Origin of the sequence: Marinobacter shengliensis, from assembly GCF_030297115.1 — a bacterium.
GTDB lineage: Bacteria > Pseudomonadota > Gammaproteobacteria > Pseudomonadales > Oleiphilaceae > Marinobacter > Marinobacter shengliensis.
Genome location: NZ_AP028062.1, coordinates 3,787,035 through 3,802,288 on the forward strand (window position 1 = coordinate 3,787,035; position 15,254 = coordinate 3,802,288).

The 15,254-nt window shown below is 56.4% G+C and carries 14 protein-coding genes; 8 read left to right on the plus strand and 6 right to left on the minus strand.

Going from position 1 to position 15,254, the window contains the following annotated elements; genetic code table 11:
• The first annotated feature begins 147 nt into the window (after positions 1-147).
• From QUE75_RS17410 to QUE75_RS17430, 5 genes are all read left to right on the plus strand, one after another.
• Positions 148-1,224 carry a TRAP transporter substrate-binding protein gene (locus QUE75_RS17410; protein WP_061330748.1) on the plus strand — a complete coding sequence of 359 codons (1,077 nt, stop codon included), beginning with the start codon at positions 148-150 and terminating at the stop codon, positions 1,222-1,224.
• 100 nt (positions 1,225-1,324) lie between these two features.
• Positions 1,325-1,870, plus strand: coding sequence for a TRAP transporter small permease subunit (locus QUE75_RS17415; protein ID WP_106693907.1), 546 nt, complete (start codon positions 1,325-1,327; stop codon positions 1,868-1,870).
• Positions 1,867-3,165 (plus strand): TRAP transporter large permease, encoded by a 1,299-nt coding sequence (locus tag QUE75_RS17420; protein WP_061330750.1) that lies wholly within the window; start codon positions 1,867-1,869, stop codon positions 3,163-3,165. The genes QUE75_RS17415 and QUE75_RS17420 overlap by 4 nt, the downstream gene beginning before the upstream one ends.
• 162 nt (positions 3,166-3,327) lie before the next feature.
• A complete protein-coding gene (locus QUE75_RS17425; protein ID WP_286252051.1) occupies positions 3,328-4,641 on the plus strand; it encodes an SAM-dependent methyltransferase in 1,314 nt (437 codons plus the stop codon).
• Entirely contained in the window at positions 4,641-5,765 is a 1,125-nt protein-coding gene (locus QUE75_RS17430) for an NAD(P)/FAD-dependent oxidoreductase (RefSeq protein WP_286252053.1), read from the plus strand. Before QUE75_RS17425 ends, QUE75_RS17430 begins: the two co-directional genes overlap by 1 nt.
• Before the next feature lie 58 nt (positions 5,766-5,823).
• Here QUE75_RS17430 and QUE75_RS17435 read toward each other — a convergent pair whose 3' ends face one another.
• From QUE75_RS17435 to QUE75_RS17445, 3 genes are all read right to left on the minus strand, one after another.
• Entirely contained in the window at positions 5,824-6,816 is a 993-nt protein-coding gene (locus tag QUE75_RS17435) for a porin (protein WP_106693910.1), read from the minus strand.
• A 192-nt stretch (positions 6,817-7,008) separates the two neighbouring features.
• Positions 7,009-8,910 (minus strand): choice-of-anchor I family protein, encoded by a 1,902-nt coding sequence (locus QUE75_RS17440; protein ID WP_286252056.1) that lies wholly within the window; start codon positions 8,908-8,910, stop codon positions 7,009-7,011.
• Between the two features lie 164 nt (positions 8,911-9,074).
• Complete coding sequence (locus QUE75_RS17445; RefSeq protein ID WP_072676187.1) at positions 9,075-9,548, minus strand: Dps family protein; 474 nt, start codon at positions 9,546-9,548, stop codon at positions 9,075-9,077.
• 224 nt (positions 9,549-9,772) lie between these two features.
• Between QUE75_RS17445 and QUE75_RS17450 the strand changes: the two genes are divergently transcribed.
• Entirely contained in the window at positions 9,773-10,039 is a 267-nt protein-coding gene (locus QUE75_RS17450) for a DUF2061 domain-containing protein (RefSeq protein ID WP_197463799.1), read from the plus strand.
• Between the two features lie 46 nt (positions 10,040-10,085).
• Here QUE75_RS17450 and QUE75_RS17455 read toward each other — a convergent pair whose 3' ends face one another.
• A complete protein-coding gene (locus QUE75_RS17455) occupies positions 10,086-11,525 on the minus strand; it encodes a dihydrolipoyl dehydrogenase (protein ID WP_286252061.1) in 1,440 nt (479 codons plus the stop codon).
• 153 nt (positions 11,526-11,678) lie between these two features.
• Here QUE75_RS17455 and QUE75_RS17460 point away from each other — a divergent pair, with 153 nt between their 5' ends.
• Positions 11,679-12,350 carry a LysE family translocator gene (locus tag QUE75_RS17460; RefSeq protein ID WP_082780480.1) on the plus strand — a complete coding sequence of 224 codons (672 nt, stop codon included), beginning with the start codon at positions 11,679-11,681 and terminating at the stop codon, positions 12,348-12,350.
• Here the strand turns inward: QUE75_RS17460 and QUE75_RS17465 are convergent.
• Positions 12,295-13,347 carry a 3-deoxy-7-phosphoheptulonate synthase gene (locus QUE75_RS17465; RefSeq protein WP_286252064.1) on the minus strand — a complete coding sequence of 351 codons (1,053 nt, stop codon included), beginning with the start codon at positions 13,345-13,347 and terminating at the stop codon, positions 12,295-12,297. The genes QUE75_RS17460 and QUE75_RS17465 overlap by 56 nt on opposite strands.
• A gap of 364 nt (positions 13,348-13,711) precedes the next feature.
• On the opposite strand from QUE75_RS17465, the gene QUE75_RS17470 reads away from it, so the two are divergent.
• Positions 13,712-14,497 (plus strand): secretin N-terminal domain-containing protein, encoded by a 786-nt coding sequence (locus QUE75_RS17470; RefSeq protein WP_286252066.1) that lies wholly within the window; start codon positions 13,712-13,714, stop codon positions 14,495-14,497.
• On the opposite strand, the gene QUE75_RS17475 is transcribed toward QUE75_RS17470, so the two are convergent.
• A complete protein-coding gene (locus QUE75_RS17475) occupies positions 14,498-14,998 on the minus strand; it encodes a DnaJ domain-containing protein (protein WP_061330758.1) in 501 nt (166 codons plus the stop codon). It lies immediately after the preceding gene.
• Positions 14,999-15,254 lie beyond the last annotated feature (256 nt).

Genomic DNA, 15,254 nt, shown 5'->3' on the forward strand with positions numbered 1-15,254 from the left:
GACCTATGTCGTACATAGGTTATTTTTTGCTGTAGAACGGCCGCGGTAGTTGCTAATCTGAACTAGACTGTCCGGACGGTGGTTTCCTACAGGGAACCGGGTCCATCGAAAACGACAAATACAATAAAACCAGAGGATAGAAGAGCAATGAAGATCCGTTCTGTTCTTTCCGCGGCTGTGCTGGCTGTGGCAACTACCTTTGCCGCCACTCAGGCGCTCGCCCAAGACACCTTCACCCTCAAACTTGCAGAAACCTGGGGACCTAACTTTCCGATATTTGGAGATGCCACCAAAAGCATGGCCCAGATGGCGGAAAAAATGTCCAACGGCCGGCTGAAAATCCGGATCGATTCTGCCAACAAGCACAAGGCCCCGCTCGGCGTTTTTGACATGGTCAAAGCCGGTCAGTACGACATGGGTCACTCTGCCTCCTATTACTGGAAAGGCAAGGTACCCAACACACTATTCTTCACCAGCATGCCCTTTGGCATGACAGCCCTTGAGCAATACGCCTGGTTCTATTATGGCGATGGCATGGACCTGATGCAGGAGGTGTACGAACCTCACAACATGCTGTCCTTCCCCGGCGGCAACACAGGCAACCAGATGGGCGGCTGGTTCCGCAAGGAAATCAAATCACTGGACGACCTGAAAGGTCTGAAAATGCGTATTCCAGGCTTTGCCGGAGAGGTGTTTGCGGAAGTAGGCGTTAACCCCACCAATATCGCTCCCGGCGAACTCTATACAGCCCTTGAGCGCAACACCATCGACGCCCTGGAGTGGGTAGGTCCAGCACTCGATCTCCGTCTGGGCTTCCACCAGATCGCGGACTATTACTACACTGGCTGGCATGAGCCTGCCACCGAACTGCAGTTCCTGATCAACAAGCGTGTCTGGGAGCGGCTGCCAGCAGACCTGCAGGAAATCCTGCGCGTTGCCATGCGTACCGCGGCCTACGATATGCTGATTCATTCTCAGCATGAAAACGCCAAGGCGTGGGCTAACATCAAGCAGGACTACCCCAACGTACAGATCAAGAATTTCCCAGACGATGTTTTCCAGGCCATGTATGACGCCAATCAGAAATTGCTCAAGGAAGCCGCCGGCAACAATGAGCAGGCTGCGCGTATCGTAAAGTCTCTTGAGGACTACCAACGGGATTCCCGAGCGTACACTCGCATTTCTGATAACGCCTATCTCAATACCATGGCTGAAATCGAGTAAAATTGAGGCCTTCAAGTAACAGAGCCGGGATCGCTCAACGCAGTGATCCCGGTTTTTTCGTTTCACAGATACGCATCCGCTTTGCGGAGGACGAAGTTCCATGTACTGGATAATCAAACTCGACAAGAGCCTGGCCTGGCTCTCGAAACTGTGCGGCGTGATTGCCTGCCTGGCCATGATCCTGATGGCCGTGAACGTTTTCTACGATGTCGTTGCCCGTTACGTCTTCAACGATGTGTCCATCGCCATGCAGGAAATGGAATGGCATCTGTATTCCGTGGTTTTTCTGCTGGGTATTCCCTACGCCCTGCGCACGGATGGCCACGTTCGGGTAGACGTGTTCTATACCCGCTGGAGTAACAAGACCAAGGCCTGGGTCAATATTCTGGGTGCGCTGATTTTTGTCATTCCCTTTGCCTACCTGATCGGCCGTTACGGTTACAGCTTCGCCCTGGATTCCTACCAGATGGGCGAAGGCAGTGGTGACCCAGGTGGCCTGCCTCACCGCTGGGTGATCAAAGCGGTGATACCATTGAGTGCCGTATTCATGGCGACCGCCGGCCTGAATATGGTGACCTATGCCATTCGGGTGCTGGCGGGCGAGAAGGAATACGTGGGCGAGCATAGCGCGGGAGGCCTGGCATGATCGGTATGATTATGTTCGGCGTGGCCCTGATCATGCTGATGTTCGGTTTCCCCGTGGCCTTTACGTTTGGTGGTGTGGCTCTGGTGTTCGGTATCTATGCCGAGGGCATGGACCTGTTTGCTTTCATGCCGTACCGCATCATGAGCGTGATGCAGAATACGGTACTGATGGCGGTGCCCTTGTTCATTTTTATGGGGGTGGTGCTGCAACGCACCAAATTGGCTGAGCAACTGCTCACCTCCATGGGTCGCCTGTTTGGCGGTTTGCCGGGTGGTTTGGCCATTTCCACCATTCTTGTTGGCGCGCTGCTGGCCGCTTCGACCGGTGTGGTGGGCGCCAGCGTGGTGGCTATGGGCCTGATTTCTCTGCCGGTCATGCTTGCGCACAAATACGACAAACGGCTGGCAACCGGCACGATTTGCGCTTCTGGCACCCTGGGGCAGATAGTTCCCCCCTCCATCATTCTGATCATTCTAGGTGATGTACTGGGGCTGCCCGTTGGCGACCTGTTCAGGGCTGCCGTGGGACCTGGTGTGCTTCTTATCGGCCTGTACATTGTTTACATACTTATCCTTACCCGGTTAAAGCCGCAGACCGCACCTGCAATGCCCAAGGATGACGACAGCATTAGCCGGGGCAAAGAGATACGCGATGCCCTGCTGGCAATTATCCCTCCGCTTGCATTAATCATCGTGGTGCTTGGCTCCATCTTCACCGGCATTGCCACCCCCACTGAGTCTTCAGCCCTGGGCGGTATCGGCGCGGTGGTACTGGCGCTGATCTACCGGCAGTTCTCGTTCAAGATGGTCTGGGATGCGGCAAAGGACACGGTCAGCGTGACCGCCATGGTCTTTGCCATTCTGATTGGGGCCACGGCATTCTCGATGGTGTTCAGTTACACCGGTGGCGACTACCTGCTTGAAGAGTGGCTGCTGATGCTGCCGGGCGAGCAGTGGGGCTTCATCATTCTGGCCATGCTGGTCATCCTGATTCTCGGCTTCTTCATCGACTTCGTGGAGATTTCGTTCATCATCGTGCCCATCCTGGCGCCGGTGGCGGAAGCGCTGGGCATCAACATGCTGTGGTTTGCCATTCTGGTGGCCATGAACCTGCAAACCAGTTTCCTGACACCACCCTTCGGGTTCTCACTGTTCTACCTTAAAGGGGTGGCACCACCGAATGTCCGAACGATCGATATCTACAAAGGCATTGTGCCATTCATACTGATCCAGATTCTGGTGCTGGCGCTGATCGTCATCTTCCCGGAATGGTTCGGCATGAGCTCCACCTACTGACCTTTCAGGCAGGGTCGGGTATGCAACCCGCCCCTGCCTCCTGTCCTTTTTGCCCCCAAACCTGACAAACCCTGATCATTTTCTATACTAAGTCAGAAACGCGACTCTCAGTGATGCATTCGGGAAAACGCCGGAGAATTAACGCGAAGGGAGAGAAGTTTCATGGCACAGGGCACAGCTCCAAAGACGGACTATTCTGACAGCAACACCAAAGCACATGTTCTTAGCCTGCCAGTGGAAAACAGTCAGGCTGATCGCGAACCACACAGCTATGAACGCTGGCTGATCGCCAAGTTGATGCGAATGGCCGGCTCACCCGCCATACGCTTCCAGCTATGGAATGGCGAGGTCATCGAGCCAGAGCAAGGGCCCGCCCGCTTCACCCTGCACCTGAAGGATCACAAGGCACTCTACTCCCTCGTTGCCAACCCCAACCTCGCCTTCGGCGATCTGTACAGCGCTGGCCGCCTGGAGATCGATGGCGACCTGCCTGATCTGATGGAAAGCCTTTACCGATCAGTCCACGCCGCCCGACAGAAATGGCCAAAATGGCTGGATGCGCTTTGGAAGAATCACAACCCCAGAGCAACCGGCATTTCCGAGGCCAAGGAAAACATTCATCACCACTACGACCTGGGCAACGAGTTTTACCAGCTCTGGCTGGACAGCGCAGAAATGCAGTACACCTGTGCCTATTACGAACACCCCGGTAATACGCTGGAGCAGGCACAACTGGCCAAGCTGGAGCACGTGTGCCGGAAGCTGCGCCTGAAGCCAGGCATGACGGTGGTGGAAGCCGGCTGTGGCTGGGGCGGCCTGGCCCGTTATATGGCCCGCAACTACGGCGTGAAAGTTCACTCCTACAACATATCCCGTGAGCAACTGGCATACGCCCAGGCCGAATCTGAACGCCAAGGGCTCGATGGTCTTATTACCTATGTGGAGGACGACTACCGCAACATCACCGGCCAGTATGACGCATTCGTCTCTGTTGGCATGCTGGAGCACGTTGGCAAGGAAAACTACCGAGCCCTGTCGGAGCTGATCAAGCGCAGCCTGAAACCCAACGGCATAGCTCTGCTCCACAGCATCGGGCGCAACCGGCCCATGCTGATGAATGCCTGGATAGAGAAGCGGATCTTTCCCGGCGCCTACCCTCCCAGTATCGGCGAGTTTATGGAAATCTGTGAGCACGGCGACTTCTCGGTGCTGGATGTGGAGAACCTGCGGCTGCACTATGCCCAGACCCTGAGCCACTGGACGGAGCGCTTCGAGGCCAATGCCGAGCGCGTGACCGAGATGTACGACGAACACTTCACCCGCGCCTGGCGGCTTTATCTGGCGGGCTCGATTGCGGCATTCCGGGCCGGGTCGCTGCAGCTGTTCCAAGTGGTGTTCACCCATGGTGATAACAATCAGTTGCCCCAGAGCCGGCAGGACCTGTATGCCTTCCCAGCAACACCGGAGGGCAGTTGATGGAATACTACGACGCGATTATCGTAGGTGCCGGCCCGGCGGGTGCGACGCTGGCGCGGTCCTTGGAGAATGCAGGCAAAAATGTGCTGGTCATCGACAAAGCCGACTTCCCGCGTGATAAAACCTGCGCCGGCTGGGTAACGCCGGCCGTGATGGACAGCCTGGACATCGATCCGGACGATTACGGCCATGGCCGGACCCTGCAGCCCATTCGTCGTTTCCGCATCGGCATGATGGACCAGCCTGCGGTGGAAAATGATCACCAGGGTATCGTCAGCTACGGCATCCGCCGTTGTGAGTTCGATGCCTTTCTGCTGAACCGTGCAACCTGTGCCAAACAACTGGGCACAACGGTCAAATCCATCGTGCGCAGCAACGGCAACTGGACCATCAACGAACAATGGCAGGCTCCGCTATTAGTCGGTGCCGGGGGACACTTCTGCCCGGTTGCCAAGCTGCTGGGCAATGGCCCCGGCAAACACGAAACGGTGGTGGCCGCCAAGGAAGTCGAATTCGAGATGACACCGGAACAGGCCAGCACCTGCGAAGCCCGGGGGGATACCCCGGAGCTCTGGTTCTGCCGGGATCTCAAGGGTTATGCCTGGGTATTCCGCAAAGGTAATTTCCTGAACATTGGCCTGGGGCGGGAAGACAACCACAGGCTAACGGATCACCTGGAGGCATTCGTGGACGATATGAAGCACGAAGGGCGAATACCCGCGGACCTGCCGGGGCGATTCAAAGGCCATGCCTACCTGCTGTACGCCCATGCCGATCGGCCACTGGTAGACGACGGCGTACTACTGATCGGAGATGCAGCAGGCCTGGCTTACACCCAGAGCGGTGAGGGTATCCGCCCTGCCATTGAATCTGCCTTGATGGCGGCGGACGTGATTCTTCACGCCCCCGACTTTTCTGCCGCCGCGCTACAGCGCTACGGTGAGCGCATTGCAGAACGCTTTGGCAACCGTGCCAGTGAACCGGCAGCTGGCTGGGAACTACCGGAATGGCTGAAGCAGCCCCTCGCCAGCACATTGATGCGCTCGCACTGGTTTACCCGAAAGGTAGTGACGGAGAAATGGTTCCTGCATCAGGATGTGCCTACCCTGAAAGCCGTCGGCTGAAACGCAAAAAGCCGGGCCCTTGCGGGGCCCGGCGAAGTGACGCTACATGAAATGGGTATTACATGGAGAAGTTGTGCTCGAAACCGATACCGAAAGTGGTGTCGTCTTTAGCACCCTTGTCCGCTTCAACATTGGCGTAGTAACCGAACACTTTGCTGCTCTTGCCAACCTTGTAGTCTGCGCCGACAGCCATCAGGGTCAGGTCGTCATCAGACGTATCCAGATCAGTCATACCGTACTGGGCTTTCAGCTTCCAGCGGTCCAGCTTGACGGCTGCACTGACGATGTAGGTGGTGTCTTCATAGTCCATGCCACCGATGGAATCGCTGTTCTCGGACTGCTGGAACAGGGCGCCGAGTTCGAAGTTCTGGATGTTGGCTTTGGCGGCGATGTGGAAAGCATCAACCAGAGTTGAGCTGCCCAGGTCGTTCAGGGTAGTGCTCACTTCTGAGTCATAACCGATAGAAGCGTAGATAGAGCCGTTGTCGAATACCAGAGAGGAAGAGATGCTGTCGGCAACGCCGTCACGATCAGTACCAGCGGCCTCACCCGGGATCAGTGCCAGGTTCACACTGAAGGCATCAGCCAGCTTCGGAGTGGTGTACTGAACGATGTTGTTGGCGCGCACGTCGCCACGAACGATCTTGTTGATATCACCTTCCAGGTCGCCGAACTGATCAATCTTGCCCTGGGAAACCTTGAACGGGGTATCGAATTTACCAGCTTTCAGGGTACCCAGCTGCTTGTGCTGGAAACCACCGAAGATATTACGCTGGCTGAAAGTCTGGCCGCTGTTGTCACCGTCGTCTACGGCGATCTGGAATTCAGCCTGGTAGATCGCTTTCAGGTTCTCAACGTCAAGATCCAGATCACCCTTGACACCGATGCGTGAAGAGTTGCTCTGCAGACGCCATGCGTCGTCGGTGCCATTATCAAAGTTTTCGTAAGAAACGTTCACTTTACCGTAAACAGTCGGGCCCTTGTCAGCCATCGCCACAGACGGCGCGACAACCATGGAACCGATAGCCAGTGCCAGCAATTGCTTTTTCATTACGTTCTTCTCCATCAGTGATCATTCTTGATCGGTGTTGAATTTCGTGATGTCACTATGGCGATGGTTTATGAACGATTTGTTAACTATATATGTCAGTTGTGTGAAACCTGACTTTCAGCAAAGGGTTGCGATGCACAAAGACAAACCCCGCCTCACGGCGGGGTTGTTTTAACAGACTGCTTTGGCGGATTACTCGGCGTATTGCAGGACCACCTTATACACAGCAGTTGTGCCACTCACTTCATTACCGGTAAGCAAGAGCACGTCGCCATTTGGTGACTGGTTCGCGGGTATCACAGTGATGTCCTCAATCCCCAGGTCACCGGCGATAGCCAGGTTGGTTTCCGGGTCCAACACCCATTCCTCTCGGGTGTTGAGGTAGTCCACAATCGACGGCGACTGCGGATTGGTGATGTCAAACACCATGACACCACCCATACGTTCAAGACCGAGGAAGGCGAACGTGCGGTCACCAAAGGTGGCCGCTGTTACCGCTTCCGGCTCTGGCCCCTTGTTATCCGAACGGTTCAGGAACGAATCACCGGCACTGTGGTTCGAGTTGAAGAACTCAGCACAGGGGATATCTCGCTGCGACCCGGCAAGGCAGGCATCAGTGGCCAGATACTGCTCAACCATGTCGCCGGAATCCCACACCAGATCACCATCAGCCGACCAGATCGCCATGGAACGGCCACCAAAAGCGTAAACCGCGTCATACATCAGGCGGTCACCTGCAGGGTCCTCAACACCGGCGGTGTTGAACATCACGGGGTCACCGTTTTCATCGGTGCGGTAGCCCATGGTCCAGGTCACGGTGAGGCGGCCCAACTGTTCATCTTCCCGGCAGCCGCCCGGCTCACCGGCACTGGCGCCGCAGTAGTCGAACACCTCAGGGTTCAGCAGCGCCCCCTTGGCCAGATCGTAGAGCTGTGGCGGCATGTCATCGCCCAGGCGGCGCTCAAAACCGTTCCTGTGGAACAAGTGCTTGAATCGTATTTCCTCGACAAAGCCCTGATTGGCATCACCACCAAAGGCAGGGTCTTCCGAATCTTCAGGCCCCCAATAGGCTGGGTTATCCTCACCCCAGGCCCGGGCATCGCCCTCGTTGGCGGTCAGGATGTATGTCTCGCCGTTGCTGCTGAAGCTGGCGATGGCATCCGGATGGTACATACCGAGAATCCCCGGCCAGGGTTTGATGTCGATGGCATCGTTACTATCGCTGGCATCCAGACCCTGACCTTCAGCACCATGATCCTTGTAGCCCAGCGGCAGGATCTCAGTGATGGTGGCCGAGGCGATGTCCACTTTCGCGAGTGCGTTGTTCTCCTGCAACGCCACCCATGCAGTGGTGCTGTCGGCGTTCACTGTGATGTACTCCGGCTCCATATCCTGGGCGACACTGGCACCCGGACCAAATACCCGAACACCATCCGCCACCAGCTGCGCTCTCTGGCTATTGAAGGCGGTAAAATCTGCCGTTCTGACCTGCAGGTTGTCAGGGTCAGTCACATCAATGACTGAAACAGAGCCTTCCGGATCAATCTGGTAGTCGTCACTCGGTTCGCCCTCATTGGCGACCAAAAGGTATTTGCCATCAGGCGTGAACGTTAGCATATCCGGCTGAGCACCAACCTCTACAAAGCCGCGCAGGGACAGCGTCGCAGCATCGTATATGGCAGCGAATCCCGGCTCTGTCTTCGGTGAAGACTCGATCGCGACGGCAACGAGTCCGTTCCGGACCGCGACACTGTTAACAACCGCATTATCAGCAATGTCACCAACCGTCAGGGTATCAATCAGCGTTGGTGTTGATGGGTCACTCATATCCAGCACGTTCAGCGATCCTTCCAGAGCGTTCACCACAAACGCTCTGCGGCTGGCAGAGTCAAACGCCGTTATCTCTGCGGCACTTTCACCAAATACACCAGAGCTATAGCGACCTACGAATTCGAGGGTCAGGCCGGTGACTGCAGGGGGTGCCTCTACTGGCGGCGTACTGTCGTTATCGGATGACAGGCAGCCGCTCAGCAAGACAGCCGAGACACTGATAGCCAACAGTGATGGTTTGAAAATGGTTTTTGGGTTTTGCACGGAACGCTCCTTTGCTTTGTTAGAAAACTAACTCGGTAGCAAAGAAACCTATTTCACCGCTGTTACAGGATCGGGAAGGAAATAAGACAGGACAATGACATATTAATGAAAGGCGCATGGCGGCCTGATGCCACCATGTGCCCATTCGGCCGTGTTATGACAACTTACTGGCCAAGGTAACTCCGGTACATCCACACCGTTTTTTCCTGCTGGGAGATGTAGTCACTCATCAGGGCAACGGTGCCTTCGTCTTGAGCCTCGCCGGCCAGATTCAGCAGATCACGCTGCTTGGCGATCAGTTTCCCGAAGCTCTCTACGATGTTGCCCACGGCTTCTTTGCCATCAGACACATCCTTACGCTCGGGCACATCGGACTTCTCGATGTAGGTGCTGTAAGCGTGCGCCGGGCGGTGGCCCAAGGTCAGAACACGCTCGGCGATCTCATCAATCTTCAGCAACAGGTCATCATACAGTTCTTCAAACTTGGCGTGCAGCTCAAAGAAATTGTCGCCCTTGATGTTCCAGTGATAGCCACGAACGTTCATGTAAAAAATCTGGTAGTTGGACAGCAACTCATTAAGCGAGTCTGCCAGTTTCTGGGTCTTTTCCGTATCCAGACCAATAAAGTTCTTACCCATATTGAACCTCCTGATTCGCGTTTTGGGTTTATCTGCCAACCACTCTACTCAGTCGTCGGCTATAGCTGAAGTTTAGTTCTTCAATACTTGCGATAGCATAAGATTATATCAAAAACCAGAAACCCATAGGCCGATGCTATCGACGATAATCACAAGATCTATTTGGAAATAATTCTCGTTTGGTCTTCAATACACCCATAGACCCTACGAAAACGGAGTTGATCATGAGCGCACTGAAACTGTTCGTTCACAACCACAGTGCCAACGGTGACCAGTCACTGTTAAAAACCATCACCTTTGCAATCACGCACTTCGTAGTGGCGTTCTCCGTAGCCTATCTGCTGACCGGCGACATTCTGATCGGCAGCCTGATCGCCATGGTTGAGCCGACCATCAACACCGTTGCCTACTTCTTCCATGAGAAGATATGGGCACGGTATCAGCGAAATGCAACCGCCAGGCCCTTGATCGTACGGCACAACACGCCCTGAAACGGCTGATTCAGATCAATTACGGATATAACAGAAGCGGGCCAGCTCAGACACCAGGCCCGCAATCCATACAACCCTCAGCGGGTTCCGGCCCCAGCCTGAGGTTTCTGTTGAGGTTTTTCAGGGCGGTCCTCAACCCTTCTTCAATCACCGGGTGGTAGAAAGGCATTTCGAGCATTTCACTGACGGTCATTCGCTTCTGGGCACACCAGGCCAACAGGTGGGCAATGTGTTCCGCCGCCGGCCCGAACATTTCCGCGCCCATGAACAAGCCGCTGCCATGCTCACCATACACACGCAGCAAACCGCGATTCCTGCCAATCACTTTGCTACGGCCCTGGTCCTCAAAGCTGACCTCCCCGATTGCAAAGCAACCCTGACACTTCTCGTCCACCTGATGAATGGTCAGCCCGACCGAGGCAATCTGTGGGTCAGAGAACACCACGGCCAACGGCGTCTTGCGCAAGCCGGTGCGTACATCGGGCCAGGCCGCGGCGTTCTCCCCGGCGATACGGCCTTCATCTGCCGCCTCATGCAGTAAGGGCCGGTGGTTATTCACATCACCGGCAATAAAAATATGGCTGTCGCCACAGCACAGTGTGAAGGGATCAAACTCCGGCATGCCCCGGTCATTCAGTTCAATGCCGGCATTCTGGATATCCAGGTTATCCACATTGGGGCGACGGCCTGTGGCCGCCAGCAGGTAGCCAAAGGTTTCCTGATGCTCCTCGCCATTCTCAAGCCAGGTGATGTGAACGCCTTCACCAGTGCGCTCGACCCGACGAGTCTCCGCCTTCAGGCTCAATGCCAGTTCTTCACCAAACACGCCCTTCGCATAGTCACGGATTTTCTCGTCCCGCAGGCCGCCAATACCACCGCTGACCCCAAACAGCCGAACCCGCACGCCCAGCCGGCTCAGTGCCTGGCCCAATTCCAGGCCGATGACACCAGGGCCGAATACCGCTACAGATTCCGGCAGGTCCTGCCAGTCAAACACATCGTCGTTAACGATTAACCGGTCTTTGGCTTCTTTCAGGATGCCCGGCACGTTAGGTCGGGAGCCGGTGGCAATAATGATGCGATCGGCATGCACTTCGGTGTGTTCGCCAACCACCAGCCGGTGGCTGTCGACAAACCGGGCATGGCCCATCAATCGGTGTTCCTCCGGCAGTTTTTCCATGGACCGAACCACCGGTGCCACAAACTTGTCCCGCTCGGCCCGCACCCGCTCCATCACCAGCCGGCCATCAATCCGTACATCACCCGCCAGCACACCGAACTCATCGGCGGTTTTCAGGTCGTGGGCTCTTTCAGCAGCGGCAATCAACAGTTTACTGGGCATGCAGCCCACCCGCGCACAGGTGGTGCCGTACCGTTCTCCCTCGATCAAAACCACATTGTCGGTGGCTTTACGAACCCGCTGGTATGCCACCATGCCGGCAGTCCCGGCACCGATAATGGCCACATCCACTTCACGCTTGTTCATTTTGCCTCCCGGTAAGCTAGAATTCGGCAGTTAAACTGAAAGTATAGAAACCTTATCATTGCCTGACAGGTGAAGCTGGCAAAAAATCCTCAGCAGTGTGCAGGTTTACCTTCAGTACGTTCGTCTGGCAATGACTATACCCGGAGATCTCAGGTGCAGAATTACTGGCTGGAATTTATGACGGTGGCACTGGTTCACTTACTTGCGGTGGCAAGCCCGGGCCCGGATTTCGCGATCGTTTTGCGCCAGGCGCTCACCCAGTCCCGACGTAATGCCTTGCTGAGCGCAACCGGCATTGGCATTGGTATCTTGCTGCATGTGGGTTATTCGTTGTTGGGCATTGGTTTCATTATTCAGCAGTCGGTGATGCTGTTCACCGTACTGAAGGTGGTGGGTGCCCTGTACCTGTTGTGGATTGCCTGGCATTGCCTGCGAGCAAAACCCGGCGGCATTCATGTGGATGCCAGGGGTAGCAACGAGCAAACCGGTTGGGCGGCGTTCCGGCTCGGCTTCCTGACCAACGTGCTGAACCCCAAGGCCACATTGTTTTTCGTATCTCTATTCTCGGTCATCATTAACCCCGGCACCCCGGTGCTGCTGCAGGCGGGCTACGGCCTTTATATGGCTTTCGCCACCGGCCTCTGGTTTGCCCTGGTCGCGATATTCTTTACCCACCCCCGTGTCCGCCGGGGTTTCAACCGGTTCGGACACTGGCTCGACCGGGCCATGGGGGGCATCCTGGTGCTGCTGGCCGGGCAGCTGTTGCTGTCTACAGTGAGCGGATCAGAGCCTCCGTCTGCTCCCAGCCCAGGCACGGATCGGTAATCGAGCAGCCGTAGATCAGCTCTTCACCGTCATCCTGCCTGCCGAATTCCAGGAAGCTCTCCAGCATCAGCCCCTTGATGTGCCGGTTGCCGCTGCGCTTCTGGGCCATCACCTCCCGGGCGATATCCACTTGCCGCTCAGCCTGTTTGCAGGCGTTGTCGTGGCTGCAGTCCACCATCACTGCCGTCGACAAGCCGGCTTTCTCCAGTTCCGCCACCGCCTTAGCGATGCTCAACTCATCGTAATTGGTCACGCCCCGGCCACCGCGGAGCACCAGGTGGGTGTCCGGGTTACCGGAGGTAGAGATCATCACCGGCGCGCCGTTATGGGAAATACCCATATGGTGGTGTGGGTGCGAGGCAGACTTCATGGCATGGCTGGCCACGGTAATGCCGCCATCGGTACCGTTCTTGAAGCCGGTGGGCATGGGCAGGCCGCTGACCATTTCCCGGTGGATCTGGGATTCGGTGGTGCGGGCACCGATGGCGGTCCAGCTCACCAGGTCACCCAGGTAATCCATCATGAACGGGCTCAGGGCTTCCGTCGCCAGCGGCAAACCCAGCTCAGAGAGCGCCAGCAACAGCTTGCGGGAACGTTCCAGGCCCTGCTTCAGGTCGCCCTGGCCGGTGCGCTCGGGATCGTATAAAAGGCCTTTCCAACCCACCGTGGTGCGTGGTTTTTCCAGGTAGGCGCGCATTACTATCAGGAAGCGATCACTCACCTCGTCCGTCAGGGTTTTCAGACGGGTAGCGTAATCCAGGGCGGCCTGTTCATCGTGAATCGAACACGGACCCATCACAATCAGGGTTCGGTCGTCCTGACCGTGCAGTACGGCGCGGATCTGCTCACGGTAACTGGCAATGGCACGAACCAGGTGCTCACCGGCAGAAAACTGCTGGCGCAACTCGCCCGCGGTGGGCAGTGTGGCTTCCTGTCGGTGCTGGCAGGCACTTGCGATTTGCTCGCCCAGCGTTTCGGATTTCAGCGGCATGTTCATGTCTGTGTTCCCGTTTCCCTGTGTCAGAATCAAAAAAGCCCCGGCTGGGCTACCAGTCGGGGCTTTTTGGAGTCCGGTGGCAGCCTGGGTTGCTTGCCGGGCTGCCTTCCTCGTTAAAATTCGGTCGATGAAGATCTTACGGGCGGCCCGGGCTCTGGCTAAAATAAAAGCCATAACCAAACCACCAAAAATACACAGCAGAACCTGCGGCCTTCAGTTTCTCACCGAAAGCTTTCAAAACATTCAATTGACAGGCTGCGTGTGTGGTCTTCATGCTTTTCACTATAACCCCGCGGTTTTCAGATTGGCAACCCGCAATCCGGAATATTTTTGGCGGGTATGTGTAACGGCTCCGGAGGCCCCGATGACTGAACGCACGACCCACTCCATCACAACCAGCCTGTTGGCACTGGTGTTTGCCCTGTTTTCAACCCTTGCCCTCGCCCAGGAGTCTCGCGTTTACCAGCTCAACAACCGCACCTCTGCTGACGTTGCCAACCAGATTAAAGAACTCTATCAGCAGGCTCCCGTCTCAGTCTCCGCCCGGGGACAGCAACTGGTGGTTCGTGGTGAGCCGGGATTGCTGGATGAGATTGGCATGCTGATTGAATCCATCGACGTACCACCCGTGCAGATGCGTATCAGCGTTCGCTACCGGCAGGACATCGGCGGCAAGCAGTCCGGCGGTGGCGTGACGATTTCCGACAACCGGGCCGGCGCCAATGTCGAACGCCGCACCATAAGCACCAGTTCCAGCACTGAACGGCAACTGGTGGTCCAGGATGGCCAGTCCGCCCACATCACCTCCGGCAATGTGCGCACCATACCGTTTGCGGTCCAGGGCGGGCGCAACCCGGCGGCGATACTCGAACAGGTAGAAACCCGCAGCGGCTTTATCGTGACACCCCAGGCCATATCCGACCAGACGGTAGAGCTGAATATCGTCTCGTTTGAGGAAGATCCGGCCAGTATCCAGGGCTATGAAACCGAAGCCTTGATGACCATTCGACGGGTTGAACCCGGTCAGTGGGTGTCCCTGGGTGGCACCAGCACGTCCCAGAGTCATCGCCAGGATGGCATTACTTACCGGGTAACCGGCAACCGCTCTGAAAACCAGTCGGTGGACGTGAAAGTGGATATTCTGCCCTGATTACGCTGCCCGTTTACCGAGCAGCAGGTCCCGGGCCTCGTTAAGCTTGGCCGCCAGGTAATCGTTACCACCCCGGTCCGGGTGTACCTTGAGCATCAGCCGCCGGTGGGCCGCGGTCACTTCCTCCCGGCTGCAGCCGGGCTTTAAACCGAGGATGTCACAAGCTTCCTGTTCGGTCATCGGGCCCTGAGTCGCCACATTGGCTCGGGCACCTGACGCTCCACCCGGAGCTGGCCCTTCGTTATCACCCATCGCCCGGCGAACCAGGGGGGCAAACTTCAACAGCGCCGGCAGCTTGCGCAGCAACGGAATGATCGCGGCAACCGCTGCCGTCAACACATGGACCCGCCCGGTCAGCACCATAAACAACAACAGGGCGCCGCCCACCACCAGCACCGCTTTCCATATGGCGGCTTTCTGGCCTTCCGGTGACAGGGCACCCCATTTTTTCAAGATGACAAACACGGCGGCCGCCAGGGCCAGGCCGAGAATTAACTGCATTCCATCCTCTCACCCGTTTCTATCGTGACTGGATCATAACAGATACACATCCGCGCCATTATGTATGTGAAACTGCGGTTTTACATCCGTAAAGGGCCAGCAACGTCATCGTAGTTTCATCGCAGTATATATACTGAGATTTCAAGGCAAACTGGTGACAAACAGGAGTGCTTTTTGTAGCATCCTATTGGTTATCGTTAAGCCGACGCATTCTCAACAAGCGTCCGCCTGTCGCCGCCCCCTGATGCGCAAGGAA